Genomic DNA, 16,297 nt, shown 5'->3' on the forward strand with positions numbered 1-16,297 from the left:
TTATATTATTTTTGAGGTATTTGAATCGCTGGCAGCAAGTTCGGAATATCAAAAAAAGACGCTGCTCTATGAGCAGCAATTAGAGCTTTGCAGCCGGCAGGCAGAGGAGCGTGAGATACAAAATACCGAAATCCGTCTGCTGCGCCATGACATGAAGCAGCACTTAATCAGCATCCTGGGCATGGTAAATTCAGGGAAAAATGAAGATGCAGCCACTTATCTCACTGAACTCCTAGAAAAGGGAAATTTGAAAAAAATACACGAGATATCCCGCAGCGGTAATATAGTGGTGGATTCTCTTGTGAATTATAAAAGTTCTGTCGCCCGGAAACAAAATATAGAATTCTGTACCAATATTTTTATTCCCCCCACAATGCCTTTCCAAAATGGAAATCTGACCATCATTCTTGGCAACCTGTTAGAAAATGCCCTGGAAGCCTGCCGCCAGATGAAAAGCGGACATCCGAAAATGGAACTGGAAATGTCCTATCAGAAGGGAATTCTTTCTATTGTCGTCTGGAATACCTTCGAGGGGGAACGATACATAGACGGTCAGAAACATTTTCTGACCACTAAGAAAAATCCCGCCCATCATGGACTTGGTCTGTTTTCCATCGAGCAGGCTGTAGCCGCCTGCAACGGAGAGGCCATCACGCAGGTTCAGGGGAACATATTTAAAGCGGTTGTGATCTTATATCAGGAACCTGAAAAATGAAAAGGAGGATCGTAATATGGAACGGCTGTCCATCGCATTTACCAATTATATTCTTAAAAAAGAAGTAATTTCAAAGGAAGACTATGAAATCTATTTATATGGTTTTCAAAGCTTTCTGGAATTGTTTTTAAATCTAATCTGCAGTCTCTGTATTGCGGTTTTTCTGCATATGGAAGTGGAATGCCTGCTGTTTTTTTTATTGTTTATTCCCCTCCGCTCCTTTAATGGAGGACTGCATTTAAAGTCTTATTACTCCTGCCTGATTTTCTCCTGCGCCACCATGACTGTCATACTTCTGATCGTAAAATATTACAGCCTGAAAGCTCCTGTTTCGTTTCTTCTGTACTTTGTTTTTATGGTACTGATCAAACTCACAGGAGCTGTCGATCATCCCAACCGCCCGGTTGACACAGACGAAAATCAGACATTTACTCATAAAACTGACCGGACACTGTTCATCAGCTTCCTTGCTGCGCTGGGCTTTCTCTTTTTGAATCTGGAAAACTATATTTTCTTAGAGGCGCTGATTTATTTATTAGTATTTTCCACCCTGATATTATCCAAGTTAACCGGCATGAATACCCGCCGAAAGGAATGAGCTGTCTTTTTAGTCTTTATCTATTTTGCCCCGTAATTCCGTGAGGACTTTTTCAAGAAATTCCGGCATTCTGGCACCCATTCGCCCAGCATTTTCTAAAATAGAAATTAATTCATTAATTATGAGCCAGACAGTTACCAATAATCCAAAGATCGTCTTATGCTCAAATTTAATTCCGATCTCAGTAGAAAATTTATAGATGACATAATCCGTACTGACTGCCGCCAGAATCATGAATATATAACTTGCCTTTTTATAGAGGCCGATCCGGCTTTTCCTGCTGTTCCAGCCATACTTATTATTATCCGGGTTGTCCAGTGCTTCCTTTTTCGAAGCCAGCATTCCTGATATGTAATCCGTAATCATAAGTATGGTCAATAAAGAAACAGCAGGAAATAAAAGTCCGAATTGATCCATAATCCAGGCACTGATGATTCCCATTGCGCTTTTTTCCAGAACCAGTTTTTTTTCCATAACTGCACCTCCTGCAACGCCTTCTTCTTTTATTTATAATAGTTATCTTTCAGAAGACTATAAAAATTTCTTCTGACTCGGTTCACGTATTGGCGGGACACCGAATGCCGCTTTGCAATTACTGCATCCGATTCTTCATGAAAGACGATATCCCACAATATAACAGCCTGTTTCCCGTCCGTTTTTAAAAGCATAGCTTTTAGATCTTCATGAAACAGCCAGTCGTCATAGAGAGGCTGATCCATGCTGATCTCAGTAAAAAACTCATCCTCAACAGTAGCCTCAGAATCAAAATGCTGCTTGCTTTTTTTATACTGTTCTAAGAATTTGTTTTTTAGGGCTCTGCTTAAAAAGTATACACATTGCCCGTCTTCCTTATAATATTGCATTGAATTGATGGCCTCCAGCAGACTGAGTACAAATTCTGAATGCATGTCCTCTTTTTCATCTTTATATAAAAGACGTACATACTTGTTAATCAGCGGAGTCATTTTATCTACTATCAGTAAGAATTTTTCCTTATTACCTTTTTTTATTTCCTCAATAATTACATGAACACTTTCTCCCATTTTCTTACCTCCTAAAAGGCAAAAAGAAAAAAAGGGTAATATTGTAAACTAAATTCTTCTGAATCTTTATTTTTTTCGCATACTATGATTGTAGATAAAAAACTATCTTTTTATGGGATCACGTAAAAAATGCCGGATAATAAGGAGAAATCTCCATATTATTCAGCATTTTATCTCTTGATTCCATTAACTTTAGGATATTCTATTAAATTATTCAACAAAAAAGTCCGGGACCAGGATCCGCCAGAATCCCACCCGGACTTACTGCCCGCCTCATTCTCCTCTTTTACCATTTCACATCAGACCAGTCTCCTGTGAAATCAATGCTCTCTCTGTTTCTTTTAATTAAAGATTTTTTACAGTTATCTTCCAGCCTGGTTATATGGAATATATCATCAAAAGCTTTATATGTAGTCTCAGCATCATACAAAAAAGACCGGTCAGGATTGTAATCATCATGTGTCCCTGTAATATAGGCACCATTTAGCCAGGTAAATCCCACATATCCGCATCCATCTGATCCATTGCTCACAAGAATCAGACAATTGTTCTGTAAATATAATTCATTAACAATATACCAGCCTTCCGGCTCATAAAGGTCCGCTTCCTTTTTCAATCCATGATTTTCATAAGTATACACGCTGAGAGAAATTCCATCCCCCAATATTAATTCAGGAATCCCGTCTCCATTAAAATCATGAATTCCCAGATAAACCGATGGATTCAATCCATCTTCTCCCCTTAATTTATATGGATCAGGCAGATGACCACCCCCATGACTGATTATATCCTTATAGGCAGTCTGCCAGCTGTCTTCCTGCTTCGTCCCGGCTAAAGACTCCTGAACCAGAGCGGCAGTCGGACTTTCTTTTGGCTGCTCTGCTGCAGCTGGGGATTTACCTGTATCCGAGCAGCCGGTTAAAGCTATAACCAAAAAACAAAATATGAAAATTTTTTTATTCATGAGTCTTTCCCCTTTAAACTTCTTTGGCATTATTGTTTTGCTGTCACTGGGCATAATTATTTTATTTTACCATTATTTCAGATCATTATTTATACCTCGTAATTATTCCGGTTTTGTTCGTAGAAAAAGCCATAGCTTTGCACTATGACTCCTCAAAAGACCGTAAAATATTATTAAACCGGCAAATATGTAATCAACATGCCTCCTAATATCAGACTGGCAGTATTGGCGAGCATTACGTAAAACGCAACACGCCTTTTCCTGTATTCCTTTATTAAACTTAGATATGCAATCATCTCTATGATAAATACCACCATTTCACCAAATATATAACCAAGTATCCAGTAATTGCTTAAATTAGGACCTGTAAGCATAGCATTTAATCCTGCCTGTGTAAGCAGATTGACCGATGCAAAGACAAGCCAGCTTCTCTTTTGCCGGTATCCAAAGAGAAAAAAAACAGCACCTTCAATAAGCAGCGTCAGGATAACCCGCAAAGCCACCAGTGCAGGTACCCGTAAGGGAGACTGACCGGCCGTAAGAGTTTCCGATTTCATATCAAGCGTTAAAATATTATTGTATTTATCAAAGGTTCCTTTCGGAAGATTACACTGAAAGCTTTTACTGCTGCTTTGAACAATAAGTTTTATATCCTTCATATCATCAATCTTCGGCGGATACACGCGGTAATGGAAATATACTTTATAGTATTTTTCCCAGCCTTTTTTTTCGCTCTCTCTGATTCTTAATTCGCTTAAACTGTCATTTGGTATTTGCAGAGATAACGAAAGACTCTCTCTGGAATTCAATACGATTATGGTGAAACCGGGAGGTTCCGCTGAATTGGCAGATACTGAGGTATAAAACCACAGGCTCATCAGATGAGCAATGATTAATACGATACAGACAATGCTGCCAGGCTTTCTATATCCCACTGTTTTTCGTTCAATGGCCTTAGTATTCACATAATACATACATTACCTCCGAGTTTCTTATTATCGTTTGATGTAGCCAGCGCAAATTGATAATCTCTATTGTCTTAATATTTTTTCCATTGCCTTACCTTTGGCTAATTCATCAATTAATTTATCCAGATACCGGATCTTCCTCATCAGTTCATCTTCGATCTCTTCCACCCGGTAGCCGCAGATAACTCCTTTAATCAGAGAAGCTTTGGGATTCAGAAGGGGCGCCTGATGAAAGAAGTCTTCCACACTTACTTCCTTCTCTATCTGCTGCCGTAATGAAAGCTCATCGTAGCCTGTCAGCCAAAAAATGATTTCATCTACTTCCTTTCTGGTTCTTCCTTTTTTCTCTGCCTTTTTTATATAAAGCGGATAAATATCGGAAAAGGGCATATGAAAGATTCGTGGTGTTTCCATTAAAAGATCTCCTTTGCTTTATAGAATAATTTGTTTATAAGACCCCCTTGGCTTCCTTCCAGTCCACAAAAAGATTGTAGCGGGTTGTAGTGAAACGCAAAACACAGTAACTGGGATCATCAGGACCGCTGAAATGATTTTCAAGTCCATGATACCACATCTCTTTTTTAATTTCAGGGTCTGTCAATACTTCTATTGTACCCACCAGCGTAATATTATGATTAACTGAATTAAAACAAACACTTGCTTTGCTGCATCTTTCAATTCTTTTGGTTTTATCACTGCCAAATCCTGTACAGAATGTAAGCCAGTTTATGCCATCAGCTTTTGATACGGATATTGTTGAGGTTGTTGGATAGTCATCCATGTCGATTAATGTTAAAGCACAATATCCCTCATTTCCACCTACAGCCTTTTCTTCAATTATCTTATTTGCTTTTGCGATTATTTCTGAATTCATGTTATACTCCTCCCAATTAATTTTACTACAATTATAACATGCATAATACGGCAGCAGTATGTCATGTTTTAATCATAGCCTTTTTATTTTTCATTTTCCAGTTTTTTATCTGTAAAAACCACTTCCTTATAAAATCCTTAAAAATGGCTGTTATCATAACAGTAACAGGTCAAAAGGAGGTACCCCTATGGAACAGACACTGTACAAAGCGGCTAATTGTGAAATGGAGGATGTTATGATGCATGAGTATATGATAAAAACCAATCATGTTTCCAAAAAATTTAAAAAGACATATGCAATTAATGATTTATCTATGTCTGTAAGGAAAAATTCTGTCTACGGTCTGTTAGGACCTAACGGTGCTGGCAAATCAACATTACTGAAGATGATCACAGGTATTATCACCCCCACTTCCGGAGAAATAATATTTGATAATCACCCCTGGAGCAGAAAAGATCTATTAAGGATTGGTTCTCTCATTGAATCACCTCCTTTGTATGAAAATTTAACAGCGTTTGAAAATTTAAAAGTCCGGGCAACTCTTATGGGGATCTCAACGGATAAATGCATTGAAGTTTTGGAAAGAATGGACTTAATGGATACGGAAAATAAGCAGATTGCTGATTTTTCATTGGGAATGAAGCAAAGGCTGGGTATCGCATTAGCGCTTTTAAATGACCCCGAATTGTTAGTTTTAGATGAGCCTACCAATGGGCTGGATCCTTTCGGAATGGAAGATTTAAGGAAAATGATCCGGACATTCGCAGTATCCGGGATTTCAGTCATTGTATCCAGTCATATCTTAAGCGAGATACAGCAGGTCGCCGATGACATAGGCATTCTAAATAATGGGTCACTTCTGTATCAGGATAAAATTGATGCCAATGAGAATCTGGAACAGTTGTTTATGGATATCATAAGAAAGGAGCGTGCTTCCTGATGTTACGAACCTATCTGGCAGCAGAAAACTTAAAATTTAAACGCACCCTGTTTCGGAAACTCATATTATATATTCCGGCAGCCTTAATTTTAATAGCAGTTATATTTTTATCTGTGGGTATTGGTTTAGGTGGTTTTTCATGCTCCATCGTCTGCAATTGGTGTGTACCCATTGCGTCTTTATCCATTGTGATATTATGCCACTTAGTAAATAATAAGGAACAAAAACACAATTACCGTACTATTTACAGCCTGCCCATAGACTTAAAAAATACATTTATTTCTAAAACAATTTTAATAGCACTTAATCTTTTGCTGATATCATTATTACTATCATTGATATCTATTATTTCAGAATACATGCAGTCAGGTGACTTAAGTGCTTTCAAACATACCGGATATTATGTTTTAGGATACTGCTTATTATGGCTGACTTTATTATGGCAGATCCCTTTCTGCTTGTTTTTGGATCAAAAAGCCGGATTCGTAGGTTCTATGATCATTAATCTGATTTTCACTGGATTTGGTGGTTTGTTTTTATCTCTTTCACCTATATTCTGGTTTTTTCCATATAGCTGGACCGCCAGGTTTATGATTACCTTATTCGGTGTTTTGCCAAACGGATTATTGGTTCAGGGAGGTACAAGACAGATTCTGAGTTTAGGCCAGAGTTCACTGCTGGTGGTTGTAAGCCTGCTCGCTGCAGTCGTTCTTACATTTCTATTTGCACGCTGGTACAGAAGGCAGGTGTATCGAAATTGACAATTATAAGAGAGTTTTTTTCTAACTTTACTAAAATTAAACGAACTCCGCTTATACTATTGCATCTGCTGCCTCCTATCGTAATCACAACATTATTTTTAGTTTATTACAATTCTGGTGGATACCGTATTTTTTCTGATGTTCGGCTGTTTTTCATTTTGTTGCAAATATGCTATCCTATGTTTGTTAGTTTTGTTGTACCAATTTTTATTAATTTAGACCGGAACATCAATAATGTCCAAAACGCTCTGGGAATCGTAGAATCCAGAAGAAGTGTTTATCTGGGTAAATTGTTCTTTCTGCTGTTTCTGTCCTCCACAAGTATCATACTATACGAACTATGCTTTTATACCGGAGTGAATTTTTTTTTAAATATGAACTTTATGGACTTTGATTCCTATTTTTTCATATTCTGCTCATTTTTATTAAGTAACTTATTTTTATATGTTATACATGTACCCATTGCTTTTAAATTTGGTTTCAGTATCTCCGTTTTATCAGGAATAGCAGGTACAATTTTAGCTGGTTACTTTGAAAATTCCATTGGTGATAAAATCTGGCCGGCTATTCCCTGGGAATGGGGTGTGCGGTTTTTAAAAGATTATTTTGACCTTACCAGTGGATCTGTTATTCCTGGAGTAATTTCTCTGATTATTATTACTTCGGCTGTTCTGGTTCTCACAATATTATGGTATAGTAGATGGGAAGGCAGAGTTATACAAGAGTAAGATAAGGAGGATAGTCTATGCCAAAACTGTTAGTCATCGACGATGATCTGGATATGCTGGCTCTGGTACGCACTGCTCTGGAAAAAGAAGGTTACCAGGTAGACACTGAAGCAAATGCCGCTTCCTTACAGCCCGCCAGATGCCGATTATACGATCTTTTACTTCTTGACGTAATGATGCCCGGCGAAGATGGATTTTCCTTCTGCAGGCGGATCCGTACCGAGGTGAATTGCCCTATCCTGTTTTTAACCGCCAAAGCAGAAGATTCGGCTCTCGTTCAGGGCTTTGGCCTGGGAGCCGATGATTACATTAAAAAGCCTTTCAGTGTTGCAGAGCTGCGTGCCCGGGTAAGCGCCCATCTTCGGAGGGAAGTGCGTCAGCCAACCCACATATTAAAACGAGGCAGCGTCCGCTTCGATATACAGGCAAAAACGGCATTTGCTGGTGAGCACACACTGCCCTTCACCAAGGGCGAATATTCGATCTGTGAGCATCTGGCACTTCACGCCGGACAGGTGTTTACCAAAGAACAATTATACGAAGCCGTTTTCGGCTTTGACGCAGAGGGAGATCCGTCCGCTGTTGCAGAGCACATTAAAAATATCCGTGCCAAGATGAAAGCCCACGGCATCAGTCCTATCGATACAATTTGGGGGGTGGGTTACAAATGGCGAAAAAACGAAGATCTGTAAGTCTTTCCTTTGTCCTTTTGCGCTTTGGCATTGTTATGCTTGGCTGCATGCTATTATGCTGCCTGTTATGGTATTGGTTATTTATCCGGCTCGTAAACACCGGCTTTTTCTATAATTCATATACTTCCAGCCAACAGGTAGAGCAAATGCTGGCTGGTGACCCGGAAACTTTCGTTTCTCCAAGTGACGATTTTTTGGCAGAGTACGCTTTATTTGATCGGAACGGTAAAGTTCTGGAAAGCAATACCAAAGGAAGGAAACTGAAAAACCTGACCAGTCTTTTACATGAAGATGCATATAATATGCGTGTTTCCAGACACACTTATAGAGATGGTAGCACGGTAATCATACGATATTATTACAGATCAGAGTTTGCAGATCCTGTTCTGCGAGGTATCCTGCCCCCCTTTGAATATCTGTGGCTGTCATCATTGGGTGCAGCATTGGTGTTTTGTCTTCTGTTTAACACCCTGTGGCTTCGTCAGCGTCTTGCCTCCAAACTGAAACTGTTTGATGAGGTTAGCCGCAAGGTAGGTGCACAGGAACTGGATTTTACAATTCCACACGCAGGGATACGGGAATACGATCAGGCACTTGATGCAATGGAGCATATGAGAGATGCTTTGTACAACTCCCTGTCCTCTCAGTGGGCGGCACAGCAGGAACGGGAAGCAGAAATAGCCGCACTGGCCCATGATTTAAAAACCCCACTCACCCTGATTGGAGGAAATGCCGAACTGCTGCTTGACGAAGAACTGCCTGAATGCGACCGTAAGATGGTGGAAACAATTGCAGCCAGCAATCAACGTGCCAGGCAGTATGTTACATGTTTACTTGAAACCTCGGCAGGTGAGGAGGAAGCTTTTAAAAATACCAGCCTGAACGCCCTGTTTGACCAACTGATCAGTAACACTACGGCCATTGCAGAAGCCAGGGGCGTGTGCATAAAAACCCAGAACAGTCTTAACGGTTCTGTAAACGTCCAAAAAGATCATTTACTTCGCGCCCTTGGAAATGTAGTACAAAATGCCATAGAGCATTCACCGGTGGGTGGAAACGTATATTTGACAGGCAGTATGGCAGATGGCGGCTGGCAGGTGACTGTGTGTGATGAAGGCCCCGGCTTTAGTAAGCCGGCTTTACAGCATGCAACGGAACGTCTGTGGCGTGGGGATACTGCGCGTGGTGCAGACGGTCATAATGGTCTCGGTCTCTGGTTTGCCGCACAGGCAGTCAAGACCCACGAAGGCCAGCTTTATCTGAGTAACAATAAGTCCGGAGGGGTTGTTACAATTAAATTCTGACAGCGGTCCGACAACCGGACCGCTGTTTTTTATAATAAAAATATTGAATCCCATTGTGTTTTAACAGGATGATAGCAAGATAAAATAGTCAGGATCACTCCACTGGTTCCTGTTAAGAGTCCTATTTCATCCTTATTCACAATATGCCCTTCCTCTATTTCCGTATCTTTAAACCCAAACGGATATTGGTCACTGTAGGCTTCCAGTAAATGATCCAATGTCTTCATGTACATTTCATAAAAGAAGTTATCATTCGTATATTCATAGAATTTTCTGGTCAGACAGCACAAACCAGAAAGTCCATGACAAAAAGTAGGTGAGATAACTTGCCGCATTCTTTTTAAAGATAATTTCATACTGTCAACCGCAAGCTCACGCATTTCATCATTATCCAGGATCTTTGAAGCAATCAATAATGAATACGCCACACCTGGAGTACCATAACACCACGCATCTCTGGAAGGTACTGCTTTCTCCTGATCCATTCCTAATATTTTTTGAGTTTCCCAAAAAATATCATCACTGTCTTTTATGCAGCTGTTAAAAATGAATTGTGATAAATACTTTATTGATTCCAGCTGGTCTTGCACATATACTCCTGATTCATAGGATTTGCATAATATTAAAAGCATGCCAGGTATCCCGTGTGCAACCCCTAAATTTATATATCGAATCTCAGGACTATTCTCGAGAGGAAACAATTGGCTCTCATCTGCTCTGATTGCAAAGCGTGGGATTCCATTGTCTCCTGTTTTGCATAGATCAGTTAAATATTGCAGAATGTGCAACAATGTCTTTTTTACTTTCTGTTCTGAGTGAAAATTCAACAGATAAGTGGCTGTACCGGTTAACCCATACATAATATCATAATATAGTTCGTTAAATGGTAATTCTTTATACTTTAAAATATTACTGTCCGCAATATCAATAATGTGCTCGTTTAAGCTCTTTATAAACGATTGATACCGTTTCCCATGGTCTGACATACAATGCGCGGCAAACCCCACACCGCATAACCCATCAAACAGGGAGATATCATAGATATTGTTTTGGCCCATATAGTCATTCACTATCTCCAGATAAGTATGAGCATACTTATCAAAATCGTAATCCGGAAAATTTAATTGAAGTTCCGAAAATAATATACATAATGCCGGATAAGAAACTGCTACTGAAGTACATCGATACTCTGTGTTATTTGAAGCAAATATCTCCTGAACATAATCTGCGTCGGACAATTTTTTTGATATATTCATTATGAAATTATCCAACTCACGCTTTTTTTCATTCGGTAAATTCATAATCAGCCTCCATTTTGGGGTATATCGAATTCCAGATCGTAAATTTCTTTATAGGAAGGACATGTTTTTAATAACTCCTCATGTGTACCTTCTGCAACGATCTTTCCTTCGTCCAGATAAATTATTTTATCAGCTAACATGACATGTGCAATTTTATGAGAAATAAATACGCCAATCTTATTTTTTGTAAGTTCAAAAAATGTGTTCATTATTTTTTTCTCACCCATTTTATCCAGCGCCGCATTTGGTTCATCTAAAATATACATTTGCGCTTTTTTGAAAAAGCACCTGGCCAGAGCAACTCTCTGCCACTGTCCGCCAGATAACTGTATTCCATCTGAAAACCATTTTCCAAGCTGCTGATTTAAATCAGGAGGAAGAAAGTCTATCCCAGCTTCTTCCAGTGACTCTTTTATTAGGGCTTCGTTATCGATTTCATCAATATTACCGTAACCTACATTATCCTTTACTGATAGTTCATACTTACAGTAATCCTGGAATAATATTCCTGTTAATTTATGTAAGCTGTCAATATTAACTTTATTTAAAGGGATTCCATTTATCTTAATCATATCGTCATCAACTAAATAATATCCCAATAATAATTTTATTAATGTACTTTTGCCAGATCCATTTCTTCCGAACAATGCAACTCTTTGGTTTTTATTAATTTTTATATTGATATTCTGAAGAACTTTTTTATCTGTTTCCGGATATGCAAATGTCAGGTTATTTATTTCAATCTGATCTAAATCATTCAGTTTATAATTTTCATTCCTATTTGCATTACCAGGCTTACTTAGAAAATTAATCAATTTTGACATATACAAACTGTTTTGATTTATGCTGTAAATAATATTCATGATACTGTTAAAGCTATCAAACATCATGCTTATAATTCTTAGAAGTGCAACGGCGTTACCAATTAAGATTTCTCCTGCAATTACGGATAATATGATTAAAATCATGAGTACTGCCATACAGATCTGATCAACAAAATCAAATATAACGGATATAATCAGCCGTACCTTGGTGTTGTATAAGTTTTCATTAATAACGCTTTGCTTTAAATCATTATGTCTCTTTATAATATGTCTGGCTAAATTAAAGATTTTAACTTCTTTAAAAGATTGATCCTTTGTTAGTAAAAATTCATAATACCATATACTTCTGGCTTTCTTTGCATTTCTTTCTTCTGTCTGGAACTCTCTTTTACTTATGGATAGATAGAAAATTGAAAAGGCAAACGCGGGAACAATGATAAGAAGCACTGACAAAGGCCGCCACATCAGCATGATATAAACAGATGAAAGTATGGTAGTAATTGACGTTACCAGTGTCAATGTAGTAGTAAAGATATTATAAGGCCTGAATCCCACCTGCGATAGGATATGCTGCAGCTGATCCTGTATGTCAGAATTTTCAAATTCCTCCAAAGACATAATGGCGCACTTATCCAATAACCTGTTAATCAATTCATAATCTAACAACAATTGAAATTTGGTAAATAAAAAAGTTTTAATACTTATAATCATACCTGACAGAAAACTAATGCCGATGTAGATTGCTAATATCTTCAACGAGCTATCTAAATCTTTAGCTGAAATAGCATTAATCAGGTTACCAAAAATATTTACGGAAATTACAGGAACAATACCCGCGATTATATTAATAATTATGGTTAGGACAAATATCAGTTTGCTGGCCTGGAAAAATATTTTAATGGATTTGGGAATTACTTTTAGTGAAGAAAGCATTTCTTTTACTTCTGAAGTACTTAATATTTTAAATTTCTGCATATTATTTACCACCCAATATACCTATTTTTTTTCTGCTGTAAACACAGTAATATGTATGACGTGCTAAACTTCTCATTTTTTTTTCCAATTCCGTATTAGGACCAAATAATCGATTCATGTTCATATGCAGCAGACTATCGAGTATGCTAAATTTTACAGCTTTATTATCCGGGTAATATTCTTCAATTCTATTTAAATATTCTTTCATTGATTCATGTTTTACCGATAATATTTTTAAAATAAAATCAATCTCTGGATTTAACGTTTCATGATGCAAATACTTTATTGCGAAATCAACGTAGGTATCCTTATGTTCTCTAAATTCTTTTTGATAGCTCTTGGTAGGATTTTCACAATTGAGAAATACAAACATATCCTCAAAACTCAAATTAAATGTTTGCATGTGAAAGAAAATAATCACTGATGCCAAAAGTTCATCTGACACTTTTATATTATGATTATTTTTTTCATAGATTATCGTTTGAATTGCTATGCTGTCTTTATAAAACACCTCATGTGCATAGTTCATCAAATCATATCCTCCATACCTCTCCAATTCAAGCTCATAACAATTTATACTATAGTTTGAGATAAGAGATTTTTTCATAAGCTGGCTTAATATATCTAACATTTTTGGCAGCACCATCATTAATTTAGTATTATCAGCTTTTAATCTCAATCGCAGATGTAAATCCGGATCTTTATACTGAATGAAGAAATAGCTGTCTATTTCTTTATTTTCAAGTAATTTCTGCAATGGAGCATACAAAGCTTCACCTAATAGATAATCTGCATATTCCTCAATACCGTATATTTTGAAATATAGCCACTCATCTAAAGGCTCTTTATATCTGACATTACCACAATTCTTAGTAATTTCAAAATTATTAACCTTATGAGGTTCCGCTTCCTCAGCTAAAATTAATGGTATTACCAATTCACAGCAATAAGAACTATCATTCAGTTTAACTGGGTGTTCTGATTCTATATTATATCTTTCCACAACTGTTTCTGATTTTTCCAGTAATTTCTGCAACACAGCTAAACATCTGTCCTCTTTCAGATTTAACAGAAGTTTTTTGTCTGCATCTACGGCCTCCATCCAAAGGGGTATATTTTTTGAATCTATGTATCCGGTAAACTTATTTTTAAACTCAGCAAAATCATAATGTTTTGTTAAACCAAGATCACCTATTTTAATAATCCATTTCTCCTGCTCCAATACGAAGTTTTTATATCGTATAGTTGGAAGATAGGCAAATTTCTCCAGTAAGTATTGCCATGGTTTATTATAAAACCTGATTCCATCAGAAGATATTTCGTCAATTAATCTTAATATTCTGGGTTTTAGCTGTGGATTAAACATATTGGTAGATGTTGGGATAATTCTTTTATTGTTAACCGCTGACTTTAAATATAATTTGTTATTTTTAAATTCTACTAAGATGTCACTTAGTTTAAGTTTAAATGCCTGATCTTTGGAATTTGTAGTCCCAAAACTTGTTTCATAAGTGGAGCCATGCATATTCCGGATCACGTTTGCGGAATATAAACTGTCGGGTAAGTAGGTAAATTCACAGACCTGGCATTCATCACCATAATTTTTATTTATTTCTTTAAAGAACTGTTCTGGATTCTTCATCAAATGAGAAAATCTTCCAAATGATTTTCCTGCATAAGTTGACCCAAAAATATTACTTAAATAGTAGACAGCCTTTCCATTGTCTTTCACATAATTAAAGTAGATTTCCATGGATTTGGGCAACTGATCCATATCAATATCTTCTGTTAAAAGCATTCCCATATCTGCATCAGTGATCTCAATTTCCTGACCAAGTCTTATGGAATCTACATATTTTCTTTCAAAAAATCGTATCCAGGGATTGATATATTCTCCAAAATTATTCATGGCGGTTTTTCCATCATAATGGGATGGAAAACCTATTCCAGTATCAGTATCAATAAGTTCAGTCAAAGGAACACACCTGGAAAGGCCATATTTTTCTAAAAATTTGTTCTTGTAATCATTTAAACTATTGAAAGGCTCTTTGATATTAAATTGAATAAATAAATTGAGAAGCTTATTTATTTTTTTTATCTCATTTTGATTTAAATTACATTGGCTGTAGGAAAAGGAAGAATCTATGGTCAGGTAGTTTTTGGAGTTGTATATTCTCTTCATATCTTCGAAAATTTGTGTCAGGCATTCGATGGTATTATTTTTATAGCCACTGGAATATTCCTGAATTTCATTTTTTATGTCAACTAAAGTTTTTGTATTAATATCATATTCCTGAAGTTTACAGATAAAGTATTCAAATTGATCAACGATTGTCAATGGTGGACGTAGATCGGAAATTAAATAACCTTCCTTTATTAGAGATTGGATATATGTATGGAATGTGTTTTCTTCCACATTGGGATATTCTTTTTTTAGGTTTTTTATAATATCAGAATAACTCACGTAATCTCCTGATATTCTTAAAACTACTTCAAATGCGTTGGAGTACTTTACAGATTTTTTATTTACTTTTTCCCCATTGCTGTCTTTTGTGCAATTAAACAAAATTGCTTTGTTTTTCTGAATTGCAACACTTTCATTGATTGTGTATCGGAGAGATTTTAAGTACTTGAATTCATACATAAAAACCACTTGGTATAACCACTCTGAATCGATCAGGGGCTTTCTTTTTAATTCTGCACTGCTTAATTCAAATGATGTTCTTTCAGAAGTAATATCGCCAAATGCAACAGTCGAGAATAATCCAAATGGAGTACATCTGGAACAGCTTCTGCTAAAATATTTATAGATTGAATTTAACAAATAGTTCGTATCCCTTGCTGTGCCATCCTCTTTATAGTGTTGCATGGATTCATATAAATCATGGCTGGCCACAAATATAGCTTCATCAAACTGATCTTTGTATTGAGGAGAATCAAATAAAAACATAATATGATCTATGTTATTTGCATTTTCTATATTATCTGTCAATAAATTAATTGGCAGACTCGGTGTCCTTATCATAAAGGAACCTATATCTTTGAATAAATCTTTCATATTTTAACCGTATCCTCCTTGCTTAACTCTTGTATGCCTGACCAAAATAGAAACTTAATATCCGCCAGAAAAATTACCACCACAAAATGTAAACGTACATGCATTTTGTGAATCATCTAAATGCATGTACGTTTGCATCGGGTTTACATGGAAATTAGTAGCATAACCATGTGTTTGTGCAGTTTCTTGTCAATCCACATTCACTTGTTCCACAGGTAGATCCTGTTAAACAACCGGGTGTGCAATAAGCAACACTTGCAATTTTTGATTCTCCTACATCTGCTGAACCCTTGTCCATTTTAAGATCCAAATCAAAATCTTTATTCATGACCTCGTCCCCCTTTCTATGTAGTTATATAATCTAAATCTGATCATATATAGTAAACGTGAAATGAATCACTTTACTACCAAGTTCATGTCTATATTATATCAAGAAATTAGCTCTTTTTTGACTGCATGTAATTTTTACGACTTAAAATGTAATTTTCTATGATGTTGTTAATGATACGAGTCAAAATCTGCAAATAAAGGAAAAAAAGAGCTGTGCATCAG

Annotated in this window: 17 protein-coding genes; 7 read left to right on the forward strand and 10 right to left on the reverse strand. The window is 36.7% G+C overall.

What is annotated here, in order from left to right; all coding sequences use genetic code 11:
• Both V7D18_RS01575 and V7D18_RS01580 read left to right on the forward strand, forming a co-directional pair.
• Positions 1-715 (forward strand): sensor histidine kinase (locus tag V7D18_RS01575; RefSeq protein WP_426150802.1); only part of this gene is annotated, 715 nt, incomplete at its 5' end.
• Positions 716-731: 16 nt separating this feature from the next.
• A complete protein-coding gene (locus tag V7D18_RS01580) occupies positions 732-1,313 on the forward strand; it encodes an accessory gene regulator B family protein (protein WP_426150804.1) in 582 nt (193 codons plus the stop codon).
• 9 nt (positions 1,314-1,322) lie between these two features.
• Here the strand turns inward: V7D18_RS01580 and V7D18_RS01585 are convergent, their stop codons facing one another.
• The 6 genes from V7D18_RS01585 to V7D18_RS01610 all read right to left on the reverse strand — a co-directional run bounded on the left by V7D18_RS01585 (position 1,323) and on the right by V7D18_RS01610 (position 5,162).
• Positions 1,323-1,787, reverse strand: a complete 465-nt coding sequence (locus V7D18_RS01585; RefSeq protein ID WP_426150806.1) for a phage holin family protein — start codon at positions 1,785-1,787, stop codon at positions 1,323-1,325.
• A gap of 29 nt (positions 1,788-1,816) precedes the next feature.
• Positions 1,817-2,356 carry a hypothetical protein gene (locus tag V7D18_RS01590; protein ID WP_426150808.1) on the reverse strand — a complete coding sequence of 180 codons (540 nt, stop codon included), beginning with the start codon at positions 2,354-2,356 and terminating at the stop codon, positions 1,817-1,819.
• A gap of 286 nt (positions 2,357-2,642) precedes the next feature.
• On the reverse strand, positions 2,643-3,320 hold the full coding sequence (locus V7D18_RS01595; protein WP_426150809.1) for a hypothetical protein: 678 nt from the start codon (positions 3,318-3,320) through the stop codon (positions 2,643-2,645).
• A gap of 173 nt (positions 3,321-3,493) precedes the next feature.
• Entirely contained in the window at positions 3,494-4,294 is an 801-nt protein-coding gene (locus V7D18_RS01600) for a hypothetical protein (RefSeq protein ID WP_426150811.1), read from the reverse strand.
• Positions 4,295-4,351: 57 nt separating this feature from the next.
• A complete protein-coding gene (locus V7D18_RS01605; protein ID WP_426150813.1) occupies positions 4,352-4,702 on the reverse strand; it encodes a DUF2200 domain-containing protein in 351 nt (116 codons plus the stop codon).
• A 34-nt stretch (positions 4,703-4,736) separates the two neighbouring features.
• Positions 4,737-5,162 (reverse strand): pyridoxamine 5'-phosphate oxidase family protein, encoded by a 426-nt coding sequence (locus V7D18_RS01610; protein ID WP_426150815.1) that lies wholly within the window; start codon positions 5,160-5,162, stop codon positions 4,737-4,739.
• 238 nt (positions 5,163-5,400) lie between these two features.
• Here V7D18_RS01610 and V7D18_RS01615 point away from each other — a divergent pair, with 238 nt between their 5' ends.
• From V7D18_RS01615 to V7D18_RS01635, 5 genes are read left to right on the forward strand one after another with little or no spacing between them, the layout of a single operon-like run.
• The gene (locus V7D18_RS01615; RefSeq protein WP_426150831.1) at positions 5,401-6,102 is read left to right on the forward strand and encodes a lantibiotic protection ABC transporter ATP-binding protein; all 702 of its coding nucleotides are present in this window, start codon (positions 5,401-5,403) and stop codon (positions 6,100-6,102) included.
• Entirely contained in the window at positions 6,102-6,863 is a 762-nt protein-coding gene (locus V7D18_RS01620; protein ID WP_426150817.1) for a lantibiotic immunity ABC transporter MutE/EpiE family permease subunit, read from the forward strand. Before V7D18_RS01615 ends, V7D18_RS01620 begins: the two co-directional genes overlap by 1 nt.
• Entirely contained in the window at positions 6,860-7,591 is a 732-nt protein-coding gene (locus V7D18_RS01625; protein WP_426150818.1) for a lantibiotic immunity ABC transporter MutG family permease subunit, read from the forward strand. Before V7D18_RS01620 ends, V7D18_RS01625 begins: the two co-directional genes overlap by 4 nt.
• A gap of 17 nt (positions 7,592-7,608) precedes the next feature.
• On the forward strand, positions 7,609-8,283 hold the full coding sequence (locus V7D18_RS01630; RefSeq protein ID WP_426150820.1) for a response regulator transcription factor: 675 nt from the start codon (positions 7,609-7,611) through the stop codon (positions 8,281-8,283).
• Positions 8,259-9,587, forward strand: a complete 1,329-nt coding sequence (locus V7D18_RS01635; protein ID WP_426150822.1) for a sensor histidine kinase — start codon at positions 8,259-8,261, stop codon at positions 9,585-9,587. Before V7D18_RS01630 ends, V7D18_RS01635 begins: the two co-directional genes overlap by 25 nt.
• A gap of 29 nt (positions 9,588-9,616) precedes the next feature.
• Here the strand turns inward: V7D18_RS01635 and V7D18_RS01640 are convergent, their stop codons facing one another.
• From V7D18_RS01640 to V7D18_RS01655, 4 genes are all read right to left on the reverse strand, one after another.
• Positions 9,617-10,888 (reverse strand): lanthionine synthetase C family protein, encoded by a 1,272-nt coding sequence (locus tag V7D18_RS01640; RefSeq protein ID WP_426150824.1) that lies wholly within the window; start codon positions 10,886-10,888, stop codon positions 9,617-9,619.
• A 2-nt stretch (positions 10,889-10,890) separates the two neighbouring features.
• Entirely contained in the window at positions 10,891-12,687 is a 1,797-nt protein-coding gene (locus V7D18_RS01645; protein ID WP_426150826.1) for an ABC transporter ATP-binding protein, read from the reverse strand.
• A 1-nt stretch (position 12,688) separates the two neighbouring features.
• Entirely contained in the window at positions 12,689-15,745 is a 3,057-nt protein-coding gene (locus V7D18_RS01650) for a lantibiotic dehydratase (protein ID WP_426150828.1), read from the reverse strand.
• A 154-nt stretch (positions 15,746-15,899) separates the two neighbouring features.
• The gene (locus tag V7D18_RS01655; protein ID WP_426150829.1) at positions 15,900-16,073 is read right to left on the reverse strand and encodes a gallidermin/nisin family lantibiotic; all 174 of its coding nucleotides are present in this window, start codon (positions 16,071-16,073) and stop codon (positions 15,900-15,902) included.
• Positions 16,074-16,297 lie beyond the last annotated feature (224 nt).

The organism is Lacrimispora sp. 38-1, assembly GCF_049890855.1.
In the GTDB taxonomy this organism is placed as follows: domain Bacteria; phylum Bacillota; class Clostridia; order Lachnospirales; family Lachnospiraceae; genus Lacrimispora.